The organism is Amycolatopsis sp. (assembly GCF_035546795.1).
Taxonomy (GTDB): domain Bacteria; phylum Actinomycetota; class Actinomycetes; order Mycobacteriales; family Pseudonocardiaceae; genus Amycolatopsis_E.
Genome location: NZ_DASZWC010000002.1, coordinates 205,656 through 228,691 on the forward strand (window position 1 = coordinate 205,656; position 23,036 = coordinate 228,691).

At 71.1% G+C, this 23,036-nt stretch carries 20 protein-coding genes; 2 read left to right on the plus strand and 18 right to left on the minus strand.

Going from position 1 to position 23,036, the window contains the following annotated elements:
* Positions 1 to 196: 196 nt before the first annotated feature.
* Both VHD82_RS02600 and VHD82_RS02605 read left to right on the plus strand, forming a co-directional pair.
* Positions 197 to 1,366: a cytochrome P450 gene (locus VHD82_RS02600; protein WP_325696547.1), complete on the plus strand. Its 1,170-nt coding sequence runs from the start codon at positions 197 to 199 to the stop codon at positions 1,364 to 1,366.
* Positions 1,366 to 2,442, plus strand: coding sequence for an NAD(P)-dependent alcohol dehydrogenase (locus VHD82_RS02605; RefSeq protein WP_325696549.1), 1,077 nt, complete (start codon positions 1,366 to 1,368; stop codon positions 2,440 to 2,442). Before VHD82_RS02600 ends, VHD82_RS02605 begins: the two co-directional genes overlap by 1 nt.
* Here the strand turns inward: VHD82_RS02605 and VHD82_RS02610 are convergent.
* The 18 genes from VHD82_RS02610 to VHD82_RS02695 form a co-directional block, all read right to left on the minus strand.
* Positions 2,439 to 2,957 carry an aromatic-ring-hydroxylating dioxygenase subunit beta gene (locus VHD82_RS02610; protein ID WP_325696551.1) on the minus strand — a complete coding sequence of 173 codons (519 nt, stop codon included), beginning with the start codon at positions 2,955 to 2,957 and terminating at the stop codon, positions 2,439 to 2,441. The genes VHD82_RS02605 and VHD82_RS02610 overlap by 4 nt on opposite strands.
* Complete coding sequence (locus VHD82_RS02615) at positions 2,954 to 4,219, minus strand: aromatic ring-hydroxylating oxygenase subunit alpha (protein WP_325696552.1); 1,266 nt, start codon at positions 4,217 to 4,219, stop codon at positions 2,954 to 2,956. Before VHD82_RS02615 ends, VHD82_RS02610 begins: the two co-directional genes overlap by 4 nt.
* Positions 4,220 to 4,232: 13 nt before the next feature.
* Positions 4,233 to 5,288: a zinc-dependent alcohol dehydrogenase gene (locus tag VHD82_RS02620; protein ID WP_325696554.1), complete on the minus strand. Its 1,056-nt coding sequence runs from the start codon at positions 5,286 to 5,288 to the stop codon at positions 4,233 to 4,235.
* Positions 5,285 to 5,497 carry a hypothetical protein gene (locus VHD82_RS02625; RefSeq protein WP_325696555.1) on the minus strand — a complete coding sequence of 71 codons (213 nt, stop codon included), beginning with the start codon at positions 5,495 to 5,497 and terminating at the stop codon, positions 5,285 to 5,287. Before VHD82_RS02625 ends, VHD82_RS02620 begins: the two co-directional genes overlap by 4 nt.
* Complete coding sequence (locus VHD82_RS02630; RefSeq protein WP_325696557.1) at positions 5,494 to 6,423, minus strand: NAD(P)-dependent oxidoreductase; 930 nt, start codon at positions 6,421 to 6,423, stop codon at positions 5,494 to 5,496. The genes VHD82_RS02625 and VHD82_RS02630 overlap by 4 nt, the downstream gene beginning before the upstream one ends.
* A gap of 12 nt (positions 6,424 to 6,435) precedes the next feature.
* Positions 6,436 to 7,890, minus strand: a complete 1,455-nt coding sequence (locus VHD82_RS02635; RefSeq protein WP_325696559.1) for an aldehyde dehydrogenase — start codon at positions 7,888 to 7,890, stop codon at positions 6,436 to 6,438.
* 2 nt (positions 7,891 to 7,892) lie between these two features.
* Positions 7,893 to 8,936 (minus strand): TIGR03857 family LLM class F420-dependent oxidoreductase, encoded by a 1,044-nt coding sequence (locus VHD82_RS02640; RefSeq protein ID WP_325696561.1) that lies wholly within the window; start codon positions 8,934 to 8,936, stop codon positions 7,893 to 7,895.
* 2 nt (positions 8,937 to 8,938) lie between these two features.
* Positions 8,939 to 10,432 carry an amidase gene (locus tag VHD82_RS02645; RefSeq protein ID WP_325696564.1) on the minus strand — a complete coding sequence of 498 codons (1,494 nt, stop codon included), beginning with the start codon at positions 10,430 to 10,432 and terminating at the stop codon, positions 8,939 to 8,941.
* The gene (locus VHD82_RS02650; RefSeq protein WP_325696566.1) at positions 10,432 to 11,136 is read right to left on the minus strand and encodes an ABC transporter ATP-binding protein; all 705 of its coding nucleotides are present in this window, start codon (positions 11,134 to 11,136) and stop codon (positions 10,432 to 10,434) included. Before VHD82_RS02650 ends, VHD82_RS02645 begins: the two co-directional genes overlap by 1 nt.
* On the minus strand, positions 11,136 to 11,903 hold the full coding sequence (locus VHD82_RS02655; protein WP_325696568.1) for an ABC transporter ATP-binding protein: 768 nt from the start codon (positions 11,901 to 11,903) through the stop codon (positions 11,136 to 11,138). Before VHD82_RS02655 ends, VHD82_RS02650 begins: the two co-directional genes overlap by 1 nt.
* Entirely contained in the window at positions 11,904 to 13,910 is a 2,007-nt protein-coding gene (locus tag VHD82_RS02660) for an ABC transporter permease (RefSeq protein WP_325696570.1), read from the minus strand.
* 4 nt (positions 13,911 to 13,914) lie between these two features.
* Positions 13,915 to 15,159, minus strand: a complete 1,245-nt coding sequence (locus tag VHD82_RS02665) for an ABC transporter substrate-binding protein (protein ID WP_325696572.1) — start codon at positions 15,157 to 15,159, stop codon at positions 13,915 to 13,917.
* 187 nt (positions 15,160 to 15,346) lie between these two features.
* Positions 15,347 to 16,015: a GntR family transcriptional regulator gene (locus VHD82_RS02670; RefSeq protein WP_325696573.1), complete on the minus strand. Its 669-nt coding sequence runs from the start codon at positions 16,013 to 16,015 to the stop codon at positions 15,347 to 15,349.
* A complete protein-coding gene (locus tag VHD82_RS02675) occupies positions 16,012 to 17,184 on the minus strand; it encodes a cytochrome P450 (protein WP_325696574.1) in 1,173 nt (390 codons plus the stop codon). The genes VHD82_RS02670 and VHD82_RS02675 overlap by 4 nt, the downstream gene beginning before the upstream one ends.
* On the minus strand, positions 17,181 to 18,782 hold the full coding sequence (locus VHD82_RS02680; protein ID WP_325696575.1) for an FAD-dependent oxidoreductase: 1,602 nt from the start codon (positions 18,780 to 18,782) through the stop codon (positions 17,181 to 17,183). The genes VHD82_RS02675 and VHD82_RS02680 overlap by 4 nt, the downstream gene beginning before the upstream one ends.
* Entirely contained in the window at positions 18,779 to 19,702 is a 924-nt protein-coding gene (locus tag VHD82_RS02685; RefSeq protein WP_325696577.1) for an alpha/beta hydrolase, read from the minus strand. Before VHD82_RS02685 ends, VHD82_RS02680 begins: the two co-directional genes overlap by 4 nt.
* Entirely contained in the window at positions 19,699 to 21,600 is a 1,902-nt protein-coding gene (locus VHD82_RS02690; protein ID WP_325696579.1) for an NAD(P)/FAD-dependent oxidoreductase, read from the minus strand. Before VHD82_RS02690 ends, VHD82_RS02685 begins: the two co-directional genes overlap by 4 nt.
* A 94-nt stretch (positions 21,601 to 21,694) precedes the next feature.
* Positions 21,695 to 22,951: a response regulator transcription factor gene (locus tag VHD82_RS02695; RefSeq protein WP_325696581.1), complete on the minus strand. Its 1,257-nt coding sequence runs from the start codon at positions 22,949 to 22,951 to the stop codon at positions 21,695 to 21,697.
* Positions 22,952 to 23,036: the final 85 nt, after the last annotated feature.

A 23,036-nucleotide genomic window follows, 5' to 3' on the forward strand; every position in this document is an offset into this window, starting at 1 on the left:
CTTTGCTGTCATTTTCGCCGAAACTTTTTGATATAACAAAATGAATATTGCTCTACCAAAAACGTTAGCCGCGTGTTTCGCCCCTGTCAACAGGCACGGAAGTATGTCCACTCCCTTTCGATCCGCCGGGAAATCCGGGAAAAACACTAGAGTTTATCGGGAAGGTTCGATTCAGCCTGCTTCGAAAGGCCCGGCGATGCCCGACTTCGACCACACCGATCCTGTTGCGGCACAGGACATCTACGCGACACTCGCGGTCGAGCGGGCACGATGCCCGGTGCTCCGCAGTGAAAAGCACGACGGCTTCTGGGCGTTCACCCGCTATGCCGACGTGGTGCACGCCGCACACGACCACGAGCACTACACCACGCGCCAGGGCGTGACGATCCCCGCGCTGGGCCTGCCGGCCGCCTCGGTACCGCTGACCACGGATCCGCCGGAGCACAAGGGATACCGCAGGGCACTGCTGCCCTACTTCACACCGGCGGCCGTCGCGGGACTGGAGGACGCGATCCGCGATGTCGTCGTGGAGCATGTCGAGGCCTTCGCCGGGCGCGGCCACGCCGACCTCGTCGAGGAGCTTGCCGCGCCCGTGCCGTGCATCGTGATCGCTTTGGTGCTGGGCCTGGACCGGCAGCTGTGGGGTGAGTTCGCCGAATGGGTCGACGGCATGGAGGCGGCCTCGCACGTCGGTGACACCGAAACGCGGGCCACGTTCGCCGCGAAACTGTACGAACTGCTCGTCAGCGAGGTCGACCGGCGCAAGCGCGAGCCCCGCGACGACCTGCTCACCGCCATCGCGCAGGTGAGTATCGATGGCGCTGACGTAGCCGACACCATCAAGTACGGGATGGCGCAGCTGATTCTGGTGGCCGGGCACGACACCACGGTCAGCGGGATCGGCAACCTGCTGCGGCATCTGATGGAGCACCCGGATCTGCGCGCCAGGGCCCGCACCGAGCCCGGCCTGCTCGACAAGATCGTCGAGGAGTCGCTGCGCTTCGAGGCACCGCTGTTCGCGTTGTCCCGCACGGTGACCGAGGAGACCGCCGTGGAGGACACGCGGCTGTGCCCCGGCGACCGGGTGCTGCTGATGTACGGCTCGGCCAACCGCGACCACCGGCGCTATCCCGACCCCGACAGCTTCGATCCATTGAGGACGGACCGGCCGCCGCACGTGGCGTTCGGTTACGGGCGTCACCGCTGCCTCGGCGAGCACCTGGCCCGGCTCGAGATGCGGATCGCCGCCGAGGAGGTCCTGCGCCGCGTCCCGGACTACCGGCTCGCGCCCGGTGCGACCATCAAGATGCGCACGGCACTGGTCCGCGGCCCCCTGGCGCTCGAAGTCGTGTGGGACCGGCACTGATGTTGCCCGTGATCGACGCCTGGGTCGCCGAGACCCCGGGCGCCGCGCTGACGCGAATGCCGCTGTGGCTCGACGAACTGCGCCCGGACGAGGTGCTGGTGCGGGTGGCCGCGGCGGGCGTGTGCCGGACCGATCTCGCATACACCAACGGCAGCAGGCCCGGGACCTTCCCGCTGATCGCGGGGCACGAGGGCGCGGGCGTGGTGGTCGCGACCGGGGCGGAGGTGACCGGCCACGAACCGGGCGGCCGGGTGGCGATCTCGTTCTCCTCGTGCGGTTCCTGCCCGTCGTGCCACCTCGGCCGACCGTCCTATTGCGACTCCTTCCGGCCGCTCAACACCGGGTTCGGCGGTGGCGCACCGGCCCGCTTGCGGACCGGGGAAGGCGACCCGGTCACCGGTGGGTTCTTCGGCCAGTCCTGTTTCGCGGACCACGCCCTGACGAAGGCACGCAACCTGGTTCCGGTGCCGGACGGGGTGCCGTTCGAGGTGGCCGCCCCGCTCGGCTGCGGCGTCCAGACGGGTGCGGGGGCGGTGCTGAACACGCTGAAGGCCCGCCCCGGCGCCCGCATCGCGGTGTTCGGCGGTGGCACGGTGGGGCTCAGCGCGGTGCTGGCGGCCGGTGTCGCCGGGGCGAGCAGGATCGCCGTCGTCGAACCGGTCGCGGAGCGGCGGGAGCTGGCCACCGCGCTGGGTGCGCATCAGGTGCTCGCGGACGGCGGCGCCCTCGCCGGGTTCGACTGCGCCATCGACACCACGGGCCGGCCCGACGTGATCCGCACCGCGGTCGCGGCGACGCACAACACCGGGACCACCTGCCTGATCGGTTCCGGCCCCGCGGGCACCGAAGTGGGCCTGCCGCTACGGGATCTCGTCGTCGGCCGCCGGATTCGCGGTGTCGTGGAAGGGGATTCGGTGCCGCAGGTCTTCATCCCGCTGCTGCTGGACCTGTGGGCGGCGGGGCGCTTCCCGGTGGAGGCCCTGCTCAGCACGTTCCCCGCCGACGGGCTCAACGACGCGATGGACGCCCTGCGGGAGGGGCGCGCCGTCAAACCCGTCGTCGTCTTCGATACCTAGACCAGGAAGGTGAGTACCGGCAGCGGGTCGGCCGCGTCGAGCAGATCGACTCGCTTGAGCACGATCTCGAAGGTCTCCCCCACCGGGCGCAGGATCCACGCGAGGCGCGCGTGGAAGGAGTCCGTGCGCCCGCGCCGGTTGCGTCCGATCACGCAGCGCGCGGTCACCACGTGCTCCCCTTCGGCCACCGCCGACCCGGCCACGACCGGCCCGTACTCGGCCGGGTCCAGGACCCGGACGTTGCCGATCAGGTGGCTGGTGCGGCTGTGCGGTTCTTCGGAAAACGCGAGCCCGCTGGTGGTCCGCGCGACCCGGTCGAGCAGCCGCGGCCGGTCGTCGAACACCAGGTTCAGCCCGGCACCCGGGTCGGCCTGGTCCGGGTCCATCGGCAGCCAGTACACCGCGTCCTCGGCGAACAGCTCCGTCCACTCGTCGAACCGCCGCTGGTCGAGCAGTTCGGCTTCGGTGTAGACGAACCGGGCGAGCACACCGGGGTCCACGACGGTGCCGGTCATGCCGTCTCCCCGGCCAGCAGGGCCCGCCATTGCCGGTACTGGCCGCGTTGCGGGATTTCGTCGGTCACGTTGCCCACGATGGTCTCACCGTCCTCGGTCTCGGTTTCCGCGCCGTGCCCGCGCTCGAAGCGGAGCCACCCGTCCTCGCTGTCGGCCAGGCCCGCGGCGACGCGGTCGAACATCTCGAAGTCGTCGGGCTGGCCGAAGCCGGCCGGGCCGTAGAACAGTTCGTGGTAGCGCAGCCGCAGCCAGTTCAGTTCGGGCGGCGCGTCCACTGCGAGCAACGGCCGCACCGACACGATCGTCCGGTCCACCGACACCGGCTCGATCCGCCGGAGGTGGATGCCGATCAGCTGCAGGTTCGGGAAGATGCCGACGTTGATCCCCGCGCCGGTGATGGCGCCGGCGTACTCGTCGAACCGTTGCGGCCCGACGTGGGCCCGCAGCGCGTCGAGCTTGGCCGCGGCTCCCGGGAGTGTGGACACCCGCTGGATCAACGGTTTCCGCGACGTCGTCTCGGGATCGATGGCGGTGTGACCGTTGCGGAAGGCGCGGGCCGTGGCGGTGGGCAGGCCGCTGGCGAAGCGCACGCTGGCCCCGGTCCGGCGGCGCATCACGTCGAAGAACGACCGGTGGGTGAATCCCGCGTGGTAGCCGTCGAGTCCGTTTTCCAGCTGGAGCTTCCAGTTCGCGGGCATGGTGATGCGGTGGGCCTGCCGGTGCGCGGTGAGCGGCAGGCCGGCGCAGTGGTCGAGAAACCGGTCGATGTAACCGAGTGCGGCGGGCCCGAGGTGTTCGGCGAGGCCGGACACCGCCGGGTTGAACGAGCCGAAGACCAGGCCCCGGTAGGACTCCACGCGCGGAACGACGGCGAGCCCGAGCCGTTCCCGCACATCCGCGGACTGGCGTTCGGGGTGGGGTACGCCGATCAGCCTGCCGTCGTTGCGGTAGGTCCAGCCGTGGTACTGGCAGCGGAACGACTTCGCGTTGCCGGTCTCGTGTTCACACACCAGCGCGGCGCGGTGGCGGCAACGGTTCACCACCGCGCGCAGCACCCCGTCCTCACCGCGCACGAGTACGACCGGCTCGCGCCCGACGGTGCGGGTCACGTAGTCGCCCGGCTCGGCGACCTCGCTCTCGTGGGCCAGATACACCCAGGTGCGCTTGAAGATCCGGGTCATCTCCAGCTCGAACACGGCCGGATCGCGGTAGATGTCGCGGTGCACGGCATCCGCGCGGACGAGCTGATCCACTGTGGGCATCTGTTCTCCTTGGTCATCCGATGGCGAGTACGGCATGGACCGGCCGCGGGCCGTCGGTCTCGCCGCCGATCGCCAGCAACGCGGGCTCGACCTCGCCGAGTCCGAAGGTCAGCGAGCCGAAGGCGGCGAACAGCCCGGGCTCCTCGTGCAGCCAGCGCAGCGCGGCGCCGATGGCCCAGCTCTCCCTGGCGGCCACCCCGCGGACGGTGATTTCCCGCCGCACCAGCACATCCGTGCTGACCGGGCTCGGCTCGCCCGCCTTCAGCCCGGCCAGCACCACGCGGCCACCGGGCGCGGCCAGTCCGACCGCCTGCGTCAGGGTGCGGGCAGGCCCCGGCGTCGTGTCGACGACGACGTCCACGCTGCCCGGCCCCACGACGGTGGCCAGCCGGTCGCTTTCCACAGCGGTATCGGCGCCGAGTGCCTGCGCGGCGCGCAGCCTCGCCTCGTCCCCGGCACGGCCGACCGCGACCACCGTGCCGGCCCCACATCGGCGGGCCGCCGCTACGGTCGCCAGACCGTGCTGGCCGACACCGAGCACCACGACGGACTCCCCCGGGCGCAGGCCCGCCGCCGACGACACCCACGACAGGCCGTTGGACACCGGGATGAACAGCACGGCCAGTTCGGCGTCCAAAGTGGACGGAACGGCGTGCGCGTTCGCGGCCGGGGCAAGGTAGACCCGTTCGGCGAAGCCGCCCCACAACGCCGGCGGGGTGTCCAGACTCGTCGCGCCGTAACGGGTCGACGCCTGGCACAGCCGGTGGCGGCCGGAGCGGCAGAGGGCACAGGACCGGCACGGCACCCGCTCCTCCAGCGCCACCCGGTCGCCGGGCCGCGGCGCGCCCGCCGGGCGCTCGCCCCACACCTCGGCGACCCGGCCCACGATCTCGTGGCCCGGCACCAGCGGCGCGGCGATCGGCCTGTCCGCGTACCAGCTCCAGTCACTGCCGCACAGTCCGCACGCCTCGACGTCGATCCACGCCCCGCCCGGTGGCAGCGGGCCGGGGGCCACCGAGGTCACCTCGATCCGCCGTGGCGCCGAGAGCACCGCCGCACGCACGGTCATCCGGCGCCGCCGCGGTAGACGTCGGTGCGCAACCAGGCACATTGCGCGTCCTCGTCGGCGTGGCAGAAACTGTGCAGGTCCAACGGGTCCAGGGTGACCGAGGCGCCGCTTTCCAGGTCGACCAGCTCCAGCCGCCGGCCGTGCTGGACCACCGAAACCCGTACCGCGGCGAACTCGTTCGCGATCACCACCGGTTCGGGGCCGGTCATGCCAGCGGCTCGAGCCCGGCCTCGGCCCGCACCGCGTCGAGGTAGCGGCGCACGGTGTCCGGCAGGCTCAGCACCTGCCAGCCGAACTCGCCGACGGCCCGGCTGTTGTCGAACCGCTCCGGGTAGGTCGGGCGCCGGTCCGGGGTCGGGAACTCCAGTTCCGCCGCGGGCATCAGGTCCTGCACGATTTTCGCCAGCTCGCCCATCGTCACGTTGTGCCCCGAAGCCAGATACGTGCGGTGACGGGGCTCCGGCGTGCTCAGCAACGTGGACAGCAGCACCGCGAGATCGTCAACGGCGATCACGTTGTCCCGGCTGTCCGGTCCATATTGGACGATCCCGGTCTCTCCCACCGCGACCCGTTCGAGGAAACGGGAGGGCCAGATGGTGCTGCCCGGCCCGAAGATCGACGAGGGGCGCACCTTCACCGCTTCGAGTCCGTAGAGCGCCGAGTACCGGTCGCAGATGGTTTCGTTGAGCGCTTTCATCCGGCCGTACATACTCGCCGGGGCGAGCAGCTCGTCCTCGGCGACCGCGCGGTCACCGTAGAGCGAAGGCGGCCCGTAGACGCCGACGGTGCTGAGGAACACCACGCGGCTCACCCCGGACAGCCGCGCGGCCTCCAGCACCGTCGCCACCCCGGTCACGTTGACCTGGCAGGCCAGCAGGATGTCCTTGTGCTGCGGGGACATCAGCGGGCCCATGATGTAGGACAGCAGCGCGATCGAGGTCACTTCGTGCTCGGCGAGCAGGCTCAGGATCTGGTCCAGCCGCGTGATGTCGGCGATCGCGGTGGTCACCCCGGCCGGGTGCGGTGACGGTGGGGCCACCACGTCACACGCCACCACGGGCGTGCCCTCGTCCGCCAGCCGGCGCACCAGCCGCCTGCCGACGAGCCCGGAACCGCCCAGTACGAGTACGGTCATGCGTGCGCTCCTTCAGCTCGATGCCTGTGCGGGCAGCAGAATCGTCTGGTACCCGGTGTATTCCGCCAGTCCTTCCGGGCCGCCCTCGCGGCCGAAGCCGGATTGTTTGAAGCCGCCGAACGGGCCCCGGATGTCCAGCGCGCCGGGCGAGTTCACCGACACCGAACCGGTCCGGACGCGCCGGGCGACGGCCGCGCCGTGCTCGACGTCGCCTGTCCACACCGCACCGGCGAGGCCGTAGTCGGAGTCGTTGGCCAGCGCCACCGCTTCGTCCTCGGTGTCGTAGGGCAGGATCGCCACGACGGGGCCGAAGATCTCCTCGCGGGCGATGGTCATCGCGGCTGTCACGTCGACGAAAACCGTCGGTCGCACGTAAAAGCCGCGCTCCAGGTCCGGCCGGGTGCCACCGGTCACGAGCGAGGCGCCTTCGCGTGTGCCCGAGGCGATATAGCCCTCGACGCGGGTGCGCTGGCGCGCGGAAATCAGCGGGCCGATGACGGTCGCCGGGTCGAGTGGGTCGCCGACCGGCAGCGCGGCCGCCGTCTCCGCCACCGCCGCCACGAGGTCGCGGTACCGAGAGCGCGGGGCGAGGATCCGGGTCTGCGCGGCGCAGACCTGCCCGGCGTTGACCATCGCGCCCGCCACCAGCTGCCGCGCTCCGGCGGGGCTGAGCTCGAAGTCCTCGAGCACGATCGCGGCGGACTTTCCGCCCAGCTCCAGCGTGCATCGCTTCAGCTCGGCCCCGCAGATCGCGCCGACCTGCCTGCCCACGGTGGTCGATCCGGTGAAGCTCACCTTGTCCACGCCGGGATGGCGGACCAGCTGCTCGCCGGCCTCGGCACCGGCGGGCAGGATGTTCAGCACGCCCGGCGGCAGGCCCGCCTCCCGCACCGCGTCGGCGAACAGGGTGGTGTGCAACGGGGTTTCCGGTGGTGGCTTGAGGATCACCGTGTTGCCCGCGATCAGCGCGGGCGCGAGTTTCATCGCCGCCACGAACAGCGGCGCGTTCCATGGCACGATCGCCGCCACGACACCCACCGGCAGCCGGCCGACGGACAGTGTGCGCCCGCCGGTCCCCGGCCGGGTGTCCACCCAGGGCTCCGCTTCGGCGATCTCCGCGTACGCCCGGTATGCGCCGACGGCCTTCGCGATCTGGCCCGCGGGCAGGGAATGCCTTGGCAGCCCTTGCTCCGCGCACAGCACGTCGGCGAATTCGGCGGTACGCGAGTCGATGGCGTCCGCGAGCGCGCGGACGATCGCGACGCGTTCGGTCACGTCGGCCAGCGGCCAGGGGCCGTGGTCGAACGCCTCGCGGGCGTAGGAAACCGCCGCCGCGACGTCCTCCTTCCCCGCCGCCGGCACGTGGCCGATGCGCTGTTCGGTGGCGGGCGAGACCACCTCGATCCGTTCGCCGCCGGCCGGGGTTCGCCAGTCCCCGCCGAGGAAAAGTCGTTCGCTGGTGTACACGTTCAGCTCCTTTCCGGTGCTGTGGCGCGGTGCCGTACCAGCGGCCCGAGGCGCGCGCCGACGACGCCGTGCAGGATCACTTCGTCCGCGCCTGCCTCGAAAAACCTGTCCAGGTCACGGGCTGCCTGTCCGACGGTGCCCGCGGCCGAACTCGACGGCAGCCACGCATCGGGCATCCCGGCACACAGTCCGATCAGCTGCTGCCTGGTGAGGTGCTTGTCGGCGGGAAGGCCGTCGAGCGCGGTGAGTACCGGCTGCGCCCGGTAGGCGGCCAGATCCTTTTCGCTCCAGCCATTCGCGCGCACGATCGCGTCGCCGAGGCCTTCGACGGAAAGGTAACCCGCCGCCCTGGCGTGTATCGCCAGCTCCGCTTCCTCCGTGGTCACGCCGGGAGCGGTGAGTACGGTGGCGATGCAGCGCACCGTGCCGGGGTCGCGGCCCGCCTGTTCCGCCGCCTCTCGCAGGATCTTCGCGGATCGCCGCACGGCGTCCGGGGTGAGCACCGGATGCAGGATGACGCCGTCGAAATGGCGGCCGGCGAGCGCGATCGTCTTCGGCCCGGCCGCGGCCAGCAACAGCGGCGGCGGCGCGAGGTCGAGCACGACCGGCAGGCGCAGCCGCGGGAAGTCGCCGAGCGGGCCGCGGTAGGCGACGGTCTCCCCCGCCCACAGCCGGCGCAGCACATCGGCGGTGTCGGCGAGCGAGCGCAGCGTCGGCGCGGGCACCCCGTAGGCGTTCCATCGCCACATCGCCGACCGGCCGAACCCGAGGGTGAACCGCTCCCCGGTCAGCGACTGGAGGGTCTGCCCCATCGAGGCGAGCACCATCGGATGCCGCAGCAGCGGATGGGTCACCGCGGCACCGATCCGTACCCGGCCGGTGACCTGGCCGATCGCCCCGGCCAGCGCGGCGAGGTCCTTCGAGTCGTAGCGCTCGCCGATCCAGACCGCGTCCAGGCCCATCTCCTCGGCGGCCCGCGCTTCGCCGAGTCCGCGCCTCGGGTCCTGCGCCGCGCCGGGCAGGACGTAACAACCAAGCCGGGACATCGTCACCCCTCCTCGTTTCGCAGCGCCTCGGCGTCCGCCCGATGGCCTTGGTAGGCCGCCGCGAGTGCGGCCAGGTCGTCTCCCGGCTCGATTCGCGCCCGTGCCAGGGCCGCGGCGACTTCGGGCAGCGGTGGTTCTCGCAGGTGCCAGTCGGTGGCGCGCTGCACCGCGTCGCCGACGCGGAACAGGACGGATTCGCGCAGCGGCGGCGCGGCGAGCTGAAGGGACAACGGCAACCCCTCGGCGGTGAACCCCATCGGGATCGCCAGCGCCGGGTAACCGGTGCAGCTCCAGTACCGCACCGTGGCGGCGGCCGCGGAGATGAGCTCGCGGTCCAGCCGCTCCCCCGGCCCGTACTCCGGCGCCGGGACCGGCATCGTCACCGACGCCACCACATCCACCGAACGGAAGAGGCCGGCCAGGCGTTCGCGCGTCGCCGCACGCCGGCGCCGGGCACGGTCCAGTTCGGCGTCGGTGACGAAGGCACCGGTCGCGACCCGGACCCGCGTGGCGCGGCCGTAGTCCCGCCATCGTGACGCCAGCGTTTTCCGGTGTGTCTCAAAGGATTCCGCGGACAGGATGACCTTCGTCGCGGCCACCGTCGCCTGTTCCGCCGGCAGGTCCACGGTCGTGGTGGTCAGGCCGAGCGAGCGCAGCACCGTCAGCATGTCGTCGAACAAGCCCGGCACCGCGGAATGCGCCATGCCCACCGGCACCACGCCGACCCGCAGGTTTCCCAGCGGCGCGGCGAGCTCGGCCAGGTAGTCCGGCACCGGCTCGCGCAGCGAAGTCGCGTCGGCGCCGTCGTGCCCGGCGATCGTTCGCAGCATCGCGGCGCAGTCCCACACTGTGCGCGCCATCGGGCCGACGTGGTCGAGCGACGCGGCGAGCGGGACGCTCCCGCTGACCGGAACTCTGCCGAACGTGGGCTTCAGCCCCGAGATCCCGCAGGCCGCGGCCGGCATCCGGATACTGCCCGCGGAGTCCGTGCCGAGACCGGCCAGCACGAAACCGGCCGCGACGGCGACCCCGGTGCCCGAACTCGAACCACCCGGCCAGCACCGGATGTCCCACGGGTTGCGGGGCCGGGGAAACGGCGCATCGGGCCCGGGCGGGCCGATCGCGAACTCCGAGAGGGTCAGCTTGCCCAGCACCACCGCACCGGCGGCCTTGAGCCGGGACACCGCCGTGGCTTCCGGGCGAGTGTCCCACGACGGGTCCCTGACGAGGGTCTGCGCCGTGGTCGGGCCGTCCGTGGTGAACAGATTGTCCTTGATGCCCACCGGAATTCCCTGCAGCGGGCCGCGATCGACGCCCGCCGCGAAGTCCGCGTCCGCCCGGTTCGCCGCCGCGAGCGCCGCGTCGTCGAACCGGCTGACGTAGGCGCCGAGGCGGTCGTCGAAGGCGTCCGCCCGGTCCAGCGCCGCCCGCACCAAGTCCACACTGGACAGTTCACGGCGGCGCAGCAGGGCCGCCGCCGTCTCGACGGTCAGCATCACGCCGTCCGCCCGAAATAGCCCTGCCGCAGCCGGCCGGGGTCTTCGCGCAGCACGCTCGCGGACTCTTCGAGCACCACATCGCCGTGCGCGAGCACGACGGCCCGGTCGGCGATCCGCAACGCCATCTCCACGTGTTGCTCGACCAGCACGACCGCGGTGCCCTTGTCGTCGGCGATGCGCCGCACCACGCCGAGGATGTCCTGCACGATCACCGGCGCCAGGCCCATGCTCAGCTCGTCGATGAGCATCACCTTCGGCCCGGCCACGAGCGCGCGGGCGAGCGCGAGCATCTGCTGCTCACCGCCCGAGAGCACGCCCGCGGGCAGCCGCACCCGCTTCTCCAGCGCCGGGAAGTACGACAGCGCCTCGCTCAGCGCCGCCTTCCCCCGGCGTCCGAAGGAAATGTTCTGTGCCACCGAAAGCGTGGTGAACAGGCATTTGTCGTCGGGCACCAGCGCGAGGCCGGAACGCGCCGCGAGGTAGGGACGGTTGTGGTTGACCGGTTTCCCGGCGACGGTCACCGTACCGCCGACCGGCGGGAGCAGGCCCGCCATGGTGAGCAGGCTCGTCGTCTTGCCCGCGCCGTTGGCGCCCAGCAGCGCGACGATCTCGCCTGGCGCGGCTTCGAGGTTCAGCCCGCGCACCACCGGGCGCTTCTGGTAACCGGCGTGCAGATCCGAACAAGCCAGGATCGAGGTCATCACGCGTCTCCCGCCGTCGTGACACTGCCGAGGTAGGCGGCGACCACCCCGGGGTCGTCGAGCACCTGCCGCGGCGGGCCCGCCGCGATCACCTTGCCGAAGTCCAGCACCACCAGCTCGTCGCACACGCTGGTCACCAGCTCCATGTCGTGGTCGACGAGCAGGATGGTGACCCCGGACTCGCTGACCGCCCGCAGCTGCCGGCCCAGCCACGCGCTTTCCGTGGAGTCCAGCCCCGCGGCCGGTTCGTCGAACAGCACCAGCTGCGGCCCGCCGGCCAGCGCCTGCGCGACCGAGACCAGCTTGCGGTGCCCCTCGCTCAGCTCGCCCGCCGGGACCTCCAGCGAACCGCCGAGGTCGAGCAGGTCGATGATCCGGCGGGTCTGTGCCCGCGGCTTTTCCGTGCGCCCGCCGAAAATCGCGCGCAGCGTGGAAAAGCGGCGGGCCGCAGAACGTTCACCGATGAGGATGTTCTCCTCGACGGTCAGGTCGTCGAAGATCCCGGCGGACTGGAAGGTGCGCGCCAGTCCGCGGGCGGCCCGCCGGTGTGCGGGCAGCCCGTCGAGGCGGGTGCCCGCGAAGCGGACTTCACCGGTGTAGCGGGCGAAGCCGGTCAGCGCGTCGACCATCGTGGTCTTTCCCGCGCCGTTGGGCCCGATCAGGCCGACGATCGCGCCTTTCGGGACCCTGAGTGAGACGTCGTCGAGCGCCACCACCCCGCCGTAGCGCACGGTCAGCCCGGACACGGTCAGCAATGGTTCGTTCATTCAGCCCACCCGCTCCGACTCGGCCTCGGCGGGGACGAAGGCGGGCGCGGGCGGCCGTGGCCGTCTGAATGCCTTGCGTGCCAGCCGTTTCAACGGTTCCTGCACCGCGCCGCCGATGCCCTCCGGATGCCGGATCGTGGCCAGTACCAGCAGCAGCCCGGTGATCAGCAGGTAGTAGTCGCCGAAGGGCAGCTGCCGGTCGATCAGCACGAACACGAGCCCGTTGGCGCCGGCGAGCCCGGCGACGACGGCCCCGGCGACGGTGGTGATGCCGGAGATGTAGGCGACCCCGAACAGCATGATCGAGGGCAGAGTGCTGAACGACTCGCCGGACACCGCGGTCTGCTGGTAGCCCAGCAGCGCCCCGCCCAGCCCGGCGATGAACGAGCCGATGCCGAACCCGGCGAGCTTCACCCGTGCCACGTTGATCCCGTTGGCCGCCGCGGAACGCTCGTTCGCGCGCACCGCGAGCATCTGCGCGCCGAGCCTGCTGCGCCGCAGGTTCGCCACCGCGATCCCGGTCAGCACGAGCACCACCAGGACGAAGATGCCGAACTGCACGCGCGGGTAGGCGTCGCCGCTGCCGATCCGCAGATCCAGGCCGAACAGCTTCGGCCCGCTCACCGTCGCGCCGCTCGTGCCGCCGTTGAGCGCGTTGTTGCGGAAGTAGACCGACTCGATCGCCACCGCCATCGCGATCGTCACCACCGCCAGGTACACACCGCGGACCCGCAGCGCGGGCAGCCCGACGAGCACGCCGACCACCCCGGCGGCGAGCGCCGAAAGCAAGGGCGCCAAGGGAAACGGTATCCCCCAGTCGGTGGTCATCCTGGCCAGCAGCAGGGCGGAAACCCCGGCGAGGCTGTACTGCGCGAACGAGATCTGCCCGACGTAGCCCGTCACGACCACAAAGGACAGTCCGATGACCGCCAGCACCAAGGTGGTGATCAGTGCCGCGCGGTAACCGCCCTGCAGCGCGAACAGCGCGACGAGCCCGAGCAGCAGCGACACCACCGCGGTCACCCCGACGTGCCGCGGCCGCCGGGTGACCGGCAACGACTCCAGGATCAGCAGGCCGCGGCCCGGCAGGGCCGAACCCCGCACGAGCAGCACCACCAGCACCACGACCAGCGGCAGCAGGTCGTTGGCGCTGTCGCCCAGCCACTGCGGATACCAGTTCTGCCCGTGCAGGAAGCTCAGGTAGGACTGCAGCATCCCGAGCACCAGCCCGGAGAACACGATCGGCACCATCGAACTGAACTTGCCGATCAGCGCGGCGGCCAGCGCGGGCACGACGAGCAGTGTGAAACCCGACGGTGTCAACGGAACCAGCGGCGAAACCACGGCACCGCCCAGGCCCGCGATCGCCGAGCCGAGCGCCCAGTTGGCCAGCGCGACCCGCTCCGGTGAAACACCGACGATCACGCTGCCCTTCTCCGACTCGACCACGGCACGCGTGACCACGCCGAAGCGCGTGCGGTTGTAGATCACCAGCGCGGCGACCAGCAGCAGCAGCGCGAGCCCAGCCGCCCACAGCCGGTCGGTCGGGATCCGCAGCCCGCCCAGCTTGAGCGTCCCGGTGAGGAACAGCGGCTGCACCCCGACCGGGTTCGTGCCGACCCGCAGGCTCACCACGCCTTCGAGGATCAGCAGCACTCCCACCGAAGCGACCGCCTTGGCCAGCGCCCTGGCGTGCCGCAGCGGACGGAACACCAGCCCGTAACAGAGCAGGCCCAGCAGCGCGCTGATGACCGCGGTGATCAGCAGCGCGAGCCACGGACTCATCGGCCCGCTGATGCGCACTTCGGCCGGCAGCCCGAAAATCGGGTTGAACAGGGTGCCCGTCGAGCGCAGCCCGTTGAAGGTGTACGCGCCGTACATGCCGATCGCGCCGGTGGCGAAGTTGACCACGCCGGAACTGCGGTAGAACACCGCGAGGCTGAGCCCGAACGCCGCGAGGATCGCGCCGTTGCCGAGGCCGAGGATGAGGAATGTCAGCTGTTGCATGACCTCACGCGATCCCGTGCAGCAGGTCCGCCGAGTTGTACGCGTTGACGAGCTGGTACTTGCCGTCCTGATAGGACGCCAGGAACGCCCAGCCGGTGCAGACCGAAGGGGACTTCGGGAAGTACGTGGTGCCGCAGCCGAACTGCTTGTCACCGCCCATGAACATCGGCACGTTCGCCGCCGACTCCAGCGTCTTCTTCACCGACGCGGCGTCCAGTGCCTGCGGATCCGCCGCGGTCAGCATCGCCTGGTAGAAGTCCATGATCGCGGAGAAACTGGTCGGCGCGAAGGAACCGACGTCGGCCGTCGGCGCGTAGGCGTGCATCGCGGCGAGGTAGGTCTGGGTGTCCTTGTCGCTCGCCACCGCGGAGGTGTCGAGCAGGGCGAAGATGGTGCCGTCGACGACCGAGGGCGAGACCGTGCTCAGCACGCTCGCCACGTTGCAGCTGCTGGACATGAACAGCGGGTGCGTGTCGGCCAGCGACTGCCTTGCTTTGAGGGTCGCGGCGCACTGGCCCGCGCTGGTGACCACGAACACGGCGTCCACGTTCTTGGCCAGGAGGGCACTGTAGGCCGGGGTGAGGTCACCGGTCGTGCTCGCGACGGGACTGGACACATAGGTCAGTCCCTCCTGCGCGAACAGCTTCGACACCGTGCCGTCGAGCGCGGTGCTCAGCGAGGGCACGTTGGTGTAGATCGCCCCGACGCTCTTGTACCCTTTTTCCTTGGCGTACTGGGCAACCGGGGCCATCTGCGCGGCGAAGCCCGCGGAGAGCACGAACGAGTCCGGGTTGGTCAGCTCCTCCGGGGTGCCCGCGTTCAGCGTCAGATACGGCAGCCCGGCGCCGGCGAGGATCGGCACGGCCGTCGCGCTGGCCACCTCGACGCCCTTGATCACCACGTCGGGTTTCGCGTCGACGGCCTTGTTCGCGCAGTTGGTGACGCTTTCCGGAGTGCCCAGCGTGGTGCAGTGCGTTATTTCCAGCGGGCGGCCATGCACCCCGCCGAGATTCTTGTTCACGTAGTCCACCGCGGCCTGCGCGGCCTGGAAACTTTCCGGGGAGCTGGCGACCGCGGACGCGCCTTCTTCGTTGAAGAAGAAAATGCGCAGCGGTTTTCCGCTCGCCGGGGCCGACGGGGTCGGCAGGGTGATGGTCACCTCGGGCGCGACGGGGCCGGAACCACCACCGGAAGCCGCGGTGCCACAAGCAGTCAGTGACACGGCGAGGCAGACGGCACCCGCTGCCATGGCCACACGTTTCATTCGGCACGAACCTCCATATTGCGGCACCGCGTAGGCTCGCGGGCGGGGAAAAGGGAAAATTCCACTTACTGCAAAATGTAGAATATTGACTATCGGCGGGCAAGGATCCGGCTGCCCGGGAAACGCAGTGGAAATGTTGGTACGGAAACGAAAGCGAAACGTTCGCAAAACCTCAGCCGGTGCCGTCGGCGGCGAGCTGGGCCGAGTCGAAATGGACGGCCAGCAACGCGCCGGCGTTGTCGATGTGCCGGATCATCGCCTCGCGCGCGGCTTCGCTGTCGCCTTCGGCCAGTGCCGCCAGAATCGTCGCGTGGTCCTGCGCCGAGGCGCGCGGCCAGCCGGGAATGCTCGCGAAGAACCGGCGCGGCGCGAACCTCGCGGTGATGGACAGCATCCAGGCCAGCCGTGGTGCCTCCGCGGCCAGGTTGATGAAGCGGTGGAACTCGTGGTTGAGACGCTCGACCAGGTCGCCGTCGCGCACGGCCGCCGCTTCGCGCAGTTCGGCGTGCAGCGCGGTGAGCCGGTCCAAGTCCGCCTCGCCCATCCGCGTCGCCGCGCGCGCGACCAGTTCGCCGGCGAGCAACGCCTGCGCGGCGAACAGATCGACCACGTCGGCCGCCGAAAGCGGCGAAACCACGAACCCGCGCCGGGGTTTGAGGGCCACGAAACCCTCGCCCTTCAAGGCGAGCAGGCCCTCCCGGACCGGGGTCGCGCTCAGGCCCAGCTCGTCGGCGATCCGCTCCTGCCGGATGTACTCGCCCGCGCGCAGCCTGCCGCTGATGATCAGCTCGCGCACATGGTCGGCCACCTCCTCGCTGAGCTGCCCGCGCCGGGGCCTCATCCGAACACCACCGGCAGCGCGGAAATCATCGAAACCAGCGTCGAGGGCCCGCGGCGCGCGGGCCCGGCGAGCGCGAAATCAGGGTAGGCCTTCAGGAGTTCCTCGAACGCGACCCTGGCCTCCATCCGGGCCAGCGTCGCGCCGAGACAGACGTGCGGCCCGAACCCGAACGCCACGTGCGGCCGCGGGGACCGCCGGGTGACGTCGAACCGGCCGGGTTCGCGCCACACCTCTTCGTCCCGGTTAGCGCTGGCGTAGAGCAGCGCGACGTAGTCACCAGCGGCGATCCGCGTGCCGCGGATCTCGGTGTCCCGGGTCGCCGTCCGGCAGAAGGCCACCACGGGACTGACGAACCGGAGCATCTCCTCCACGGCGTCGGGCAGCAGCCCGGAATCCGCGGCGAGCAGACGACGTTGACCGGGGTCCGCGGCGAGCAGCTCGACGCCGCCGCTGATCAGGTTCCGGGTCGTCTCGGTGCCCGCGACCAGCAGGAACTTGCAGTAGGTCAGCAGATCGAGCTCGTTGAGGCCGCCGGCGACCAGATCCGTGATCACGTCGTCGCCCGGCTCCCGGCGGCGCCGTTCGCACAGCTCGGCGAAGTACTCGCGCAGTGCGGTCACGTTCGCCGCGTGCGCCGGATCGTCGCGGCCCGCGTCGACCTGCAGGATCGCGCTGTCGGTCCAGGTCCAGAACTCCGCCCACCGGTCGCGGGGCACGCCCATCAGCTCGGCGATCACGAAGGTGGTCAGCGGCGCGGACAACGCCGCGACAACGTCCACTTCGGACTCCGGTTCGATCTCCGCGACCAGGTCACGGGCGATGATCCGGGCCCGGTCCTCGAGCGCGGTCACGGCACGCGGGGTGAACGAGCGTGCGACGATCCGGCGCAGGTCGGTGTGCATCGGCGGGTCGCTGCGCATCAGATGCCGGGCGCCCGGCGGGTGCGGGCCGCCGGCGTCTCGCGCCCGGCCGTCCGTGAGCAGGGTTCCCCTTGCCGAGGAGAACAGCTCCGGGTCACGGCCGGCGGCACGGACATCCTCGTACTTCGACAGTGCCCAGAACTGTCCTTGCTCGGACCAGTGCACCGGTTCTTCCGCCCGCAGCCAGGCGTAGACCGGGTGCGGGTCACCGGCGTAGAACTCCGGGTCGGTCAGCGGGGCGCGCATCATCGAGCCTGCCTTTCGGAAGTGTCCGAAGTGGATCCCGCGACGAAACCCATCGTCATCGCCGGGCCCAGTGTTCCGCCCGCGCCGGGATATGTCCGTGCCATGGGATGCCGGGACACGTTGCCCACCGCCGCCAGCCCCGGCACGATCTCGCCGCGTTCGTCCAGCGCACGCGCGAGGTGGTCGGTGCACACCCCGCCCGCGGTGCCGAAGGCGCCTGTCACCAAAGGAATTCCGTAGAACGGTGGTTCCGCGAGCGGCGCGAGGCACGGGTTGGGGAACGGGTTCGCGGAGTCACCCGAGTACCGGTCGTAGGCGTCTTCGCCACGGCCGAACAAACGATCCTTGCCCGCCACCGCGTCCGCGTTGAACTCCGCCACGGTCTTCTCCAGCGCTGCCGCGTCGACGCCGAGCGCGGCCGCCAGTTCGGCCACCGTCCCGCCGCTGCGCACTCCCGGCGGTGGCCCCTCGGCCACGCTCCGCCGCAAAAAGCCGTAGCGGGCGAAGAATCTGTGATCGAAGACCAGGTACATCGGAAGCGGCGCGCGTGCCTCGAAAGCCGCGCGGACGAACGAGTTGTAGTTCTGCGATTCGTTCGCGAACCGGCGCCCGTCGCGGCCGACGGTGATCGTCCCCGGTCCCTGCCGCTCCACCCGGATCAGGATGCCCTTGGCCACGCCGCCGGGCACGGCTTCGGGCGAAGTGACCATCGGCGCCCACCACGCCTCGCCGAGATCACCCAGCGCCGCGCCGAGCCCGGTGGCGAGCCGGTGCCCGTCGCCGGTGTTGGCCCCGGGCGGGCTGCACGTGGCCGCCAGCCGGTCGCCGAAATGTTCCGCGCGCAGCCCGGGATCCCATTCGAACCCGCCGCTGGCCAGGATCAGGCCGGACCGGGCGTGCAGAGTGAAATCGTTGCCGGACAAGGAAAATCCCTCGCCGGTGCGCGCGATGCCGGTCACGGCCGCGTCGGTGACGAGCGTGACGCCGAGATCCCGGCATCCACCGAGCAAGGGCGCGATCAGCGCGCCGCCGCGTGCGACGATCCCGCGTTCGCGCCGCTCCTCCAGCTCGGTCCACGGGAATCGCTCCCAGGAACCCCATTCCTTGAACTCGCGCATGGTGTAAGGCGGAAGGGCGTCCGGACGCAACGCGGCGCGCAGCTCGCCGAGCACCGATGCGTCGAACAGCCGTGGCTGCAGGGAACGCCCGCCCGCCGCGGCACCCGGCACGTCCTGGCGGTAGTCCGGGTAGTCGGGCACCGCGTCGAACACGAGACCACAACGCGCCGCGACGAACGCGAGCATGTCCCGGCCCCGCCCGACGAGGGTGTCCAACATCGGCTCCCCCGGCGGGCTGCCGGTCTGGCGGGCGAGATAGTCGCGCGCCACCACGGGATCGTCCCCGGCGAGCCCGTTGTCCGGGACCCACACCGTGCCGGCCGAGATGGACGAGGTTCCGCCGAGGAACCCGGTCTTCTCCAGCACCGCCACGCGCAGCCCGCGCGCCGCCGCGGCCGCGGCGGCGACCAGCCCGGCCGCGCCCGAGCCGACCACCACGACGTCGTACCCGGGCTCGCCCGGATCGCCGGTCCACCACTTCATCGCGCCTCCCCGGCCAGGGCCTGCCGCAGCACGGCCACTTCCTCGGCCAGCTCCCGCCGCGACACCGCCGCCGACCGGGCGACGACGGCGGAGCAGTGGAACGTGCCGGGGAACAGATGCAGTTCCGCGGGCACCCCCGCGGCTCGAAGCCTTCCCGCGTAAGCGATCGCCTCATCCCGCAACGGATCGAACTCCGCGGCCGCGAGGTAGGCGGGCGCCACTCCGGCGAGGTCGGGCACGTGCGCGGCCGAGACCGTCGCGAGCGGCGGGGCAGGCCGGCCATTGTCCGGGCCCAGGTAATGACGCCACGCGGTGCGGACGGTCTCCGCCGTGAGGAACGCCGTGTCGTGGAAATCCGTCATGCTCGCCCCGTCGGCGACCGGATCGAGCTGCGGGCAGTTCAGGTACTGGAAGGCAACGGGAATCCCGCGATCGCGCGCTTCGACAGCGGTCCGTGCGGCGAGTCCGCCACCGGCGCTGCGGCCGTGCACCGCGACCCGCGCCGGGTCGGCACCCAGCGCGCCCGCCTCGCGGTGCACCCAGGCCAGCGCGGTCATTCCGTCGTCGAACGCGTGCGGAAACGGATATTCCGGAGCCAGCCGGTACTCCACCGACACCACCACGGCGCCGACCTCCGCGCTCAACCACGCGCAGTGGGCGTGACTCCCCTCGACCGAGCCCGTGACGTAGCCCCCGGCGTGGAAATGCAGCACGACGGGCCAGGGCCCCGCGCCGGGCGGCTGATACACCCGCACCGGCACGCCGTCGGCGTGGGCGTCGCGCCAGCGGACGTCCGGTGACACCCCGGCCGGTGGACGCGACACGGCCCGTGCCCGGGCGGGATCGGTGAGATCCAGGGCCGGGACGGCCGCGGCGACCGCGGCCAGCTCGGGATCGTAGGCGTGGCGCGGCACGGTCACCACATCCGGAACCGGCTCGGGTCCGGTGCGCGCGTCTGCTCCCAGAACTCCAAAGTGGACAGTGGCCAGTTCTGGGTGACCCGGCCCGAGGAGGACTTGTACCAGCTCGACACGCCGGCCACCCCGAACGCCATCCGCTCGCTCGCGGCGTCCACGCGGGCGTAGAACTCGGCCAGCGCCTCCTCGGTCGGCTCCAGCGCGCGCAGCCCTTGCTCGAACAGGTGCCGCAGGCACGAAAGCACGAACTCCACCTCGGCTTCGGAGAAGAAGACGATGCTGCCGTTGACCACGAGGTTGGTGTTGGGGCCGTAGAGCAGGAACAGATTGGGGAAGTTGGGCACGGTGATCCCGCCGAGCGCCCGCGCGTCCTGGCCCCACTGCTCGTGCAGATCCGCGCCGCCCCGCCCGCGGACCCGGATGCCGTCGAGGAAGTCCGAGGCCGTGAACCCGGTGCCGAAGATGATCACGTCGGCCGGGTACTCGGTGCCGTCCGCCGTGCGCAGCCCGCCCGGATAGGCCTCGGTCACCTTCTCGGTGACGACTTCGACGTTGTCCTGTTTGAGCGCCGACGCCCAGGCGCCGTCGTCACGCAGCATCCGCTTGGCGTAGGGCGGATAGTCCGGGGTCATCTTCGCCAGCAGGTCGGGCCGGCCGGCGTAGGTCTCCGCCAGCCGTTCGAGCAACGCGTCCCGCAGCTCGCCGTTGTGCGGCGAGACCGAGCCTGGCCGCTGCCAGTCCGGGTCGACGAGCGCGAACCGGCGGCGCCCCTCCACGTTCGCCCAGAACTGGTTGAACCGGTACCACTGCTGGTAAAGCGGGAGCGCGCGGAACAGCCAGCGCAGCCCGGGTTTGAGCTTGCGGGTGTAGGTCGGGGTCGGCATCACCCACGGCGGGGTGCGCTGGAAGATGGTCAGCCGCTCCACCTCGGGCGCGATCTGCCCGATCACCTGGAAGGCGCTCGCCCCGGTGCCGATCACCGCGACGCGTTTGCCCGCCAGCGGCACGTCGTGGTTCCAGCGCGCGGTGTGCCAGGACTGGCCGGCGAACGAGGCAAGCCCGGCGAGATCCGGATAGCGGGGATTGTTCAGCTGTCCCACCGCGCTGATCACCACGTTGGCCCGCAGTGTGGTGCTTTCGCCGTCGCGGCCGGTCGTTTCGACGAGCCAGGACGAGTCGGTCTCGTCGAAGGTGAGCGAGTCCACCGTGGTGCCGAACCGGATGTCGTCGTACAGCCCGTGCTCGCGGGCCACGTCGCGCAGGTAGTGGTGCACGGCCAGGCCCGGCGAGTAGTAGTCGTCCCAGCCCTCGCCCTGGGCGTAGGAGTAGCTGTAACAGAAGTTGCTGGTGTCGAGCCGCACGCCGGGGTAGGTGTTCTCCAGCCAGACCCCGCCGACGTCGTCGTTGCGCTCGAACACGATGAACGGCACACCCGCCTGCCGCAGGTGGTGTGCGGCGATGAGGCCGGACATCCCGGCGCCGACGATCACGGCGAGGAACCCGTCCGGCACCTCCACCGGCACCGTGGGCTCGAACTCCTCACGGAGGCCGAGCTGGTGGTAGAGCAGCGGAAGCTGCTCGGCGCCCACCGGCCCGGCGACGAACCGCATGATCTCCAGCAGCTGTTCGGGCGTGGGCCGCGCCGGAGGCGGGCAGCCCGCGTCGGCCCAGCGGGTGATGACCACCTCGGCCAGCCGCCGCGCCCGGTCCTGCTCCTCCGGCCCGAGGCCGCCTTGGGGCGCCTGGCCGATGACCTGTGAGACGTCACCGGGCCGCAGCGACGGCTCGAGGATCGACAGGTTGCCGGTCAGGTGCGCGAGCGCCGGCAGCAGCGGCGCCAGTTCCGCGTCGGCGAGGGCGCGACGGAGCCCTTCCCCGCGCAGGGCATAGTCCTCAGCCATCGGCGGCCAGTTCTATTTTTGAGATTATATAGAGCTTTCGGGCCATGTCTCCGAGCCTAGATCGCCGAACGTTTCAGGTGGGTGTCGAAGCGGATCAGCCCGCGGAGGCCAGTCCGGTGGCGCTGGGGTAGAGCGTGCCCAGCAGGTATCCCGCCGCCTCCAGCAGCAGGCAGTGCGCGGGGGTGAAAGCGCTGTCCGCGCGGCGGCCGCAGCCGAACTGGCCCCACGCCCCGGCCTGGCCGACCAGCGGGACTCCGAGCACGACCGGCAGCCCGGCCAGGCGCATCAGCCGCGCGGTGTTGTCGTAGCGGTGTGCGCTCTTGCCGATGTCGACGCAGGCGCGGGTCTGCTGGGTCCGCAGCGTGTCGGTGGACAGGAACCCCGGCACCGGCGGAATTCCGCCCGCCACCGCCGCCTGCCACTCCCGCGACATCCCGGCCTGGGCGACCAGGTGCAGCCGGTCGTCCCGCGGCCAGCGGGACAACACCGCAGCGCCGTCGCAGAGCCCCTCCCCGACGACGAGGTCCACCAGTATCGCGCAGGCGCGGTCTCGGTCACCCGCCGCCAGCAGTTCCCGGCGCAGCCGGGAAAGGTGCCCGTCCAGCAGCACGTCCGTGCCCTCGTCGCCCCGGCCCGCGGACCGGTCGTCGGCGAACTCCGAGACCGGCTGGACGAAGGAGTAACCGGTGCCTCGCTGCGACCGGATGAACCGCGGCTCGTCCGCGGGATCGCCGAGCTTGCGCCGCAGCCGGTTGACCTGGATCCGCAACGCGTTGCGTTCGTCGGCGTACTTCCAGCTCCACACCGCCTTGATGATCGCGTAGTGCCGGACGACGAGCGGGGCCTGCGCCATGAGGTAGTGCAGCACGTCGAACTCCGTCGGCGAGAGCTCGACCGGTTTACCGTCGACGTGCACGCTGCGCGCCCACAGGTCCAGCCGCAGCCCGGCGGCCTCCAGGTAGCGCAACGTCGGGCCACGGGCCGGCGCGCGGCGGATGAGCGCCCGCACCGCGGCGCAGAGCAGCCCGTCTTCGGTCAGCGGGCTCAGCACCATGTCCGCGCCCAGGTCCAGCAGCCTGGACTGGGCGTCGGCGTGCCCGGAGAGCACGAGTACCGGGGACGGGGTCGCCGGCCGGATCACGCCGAGCGCCCTGGCGAGCCAGCCACGCGACTCCCCCGTCACCACGATCAGCCGGAAGTTCCGCACCGAGGCGAGCCATTTCGCGCGTTCGAGCGTCGGAGCGATCAGGCTCTCCCACCCGCCCGCGGCGAGCACGGCGGCGAGCGCCGGGGTGTCACCCGGCGACTCCCCGCAGACGAGAACCGTCCCACCTGCCTTCTCCGGCAGCATGGGTCCAGATCTACATACGGTGTCAGATTTCTCGGTGTGACTGACGCTCACTCGGTTACCTCCGACGTCTTTGACGGCAGGTACA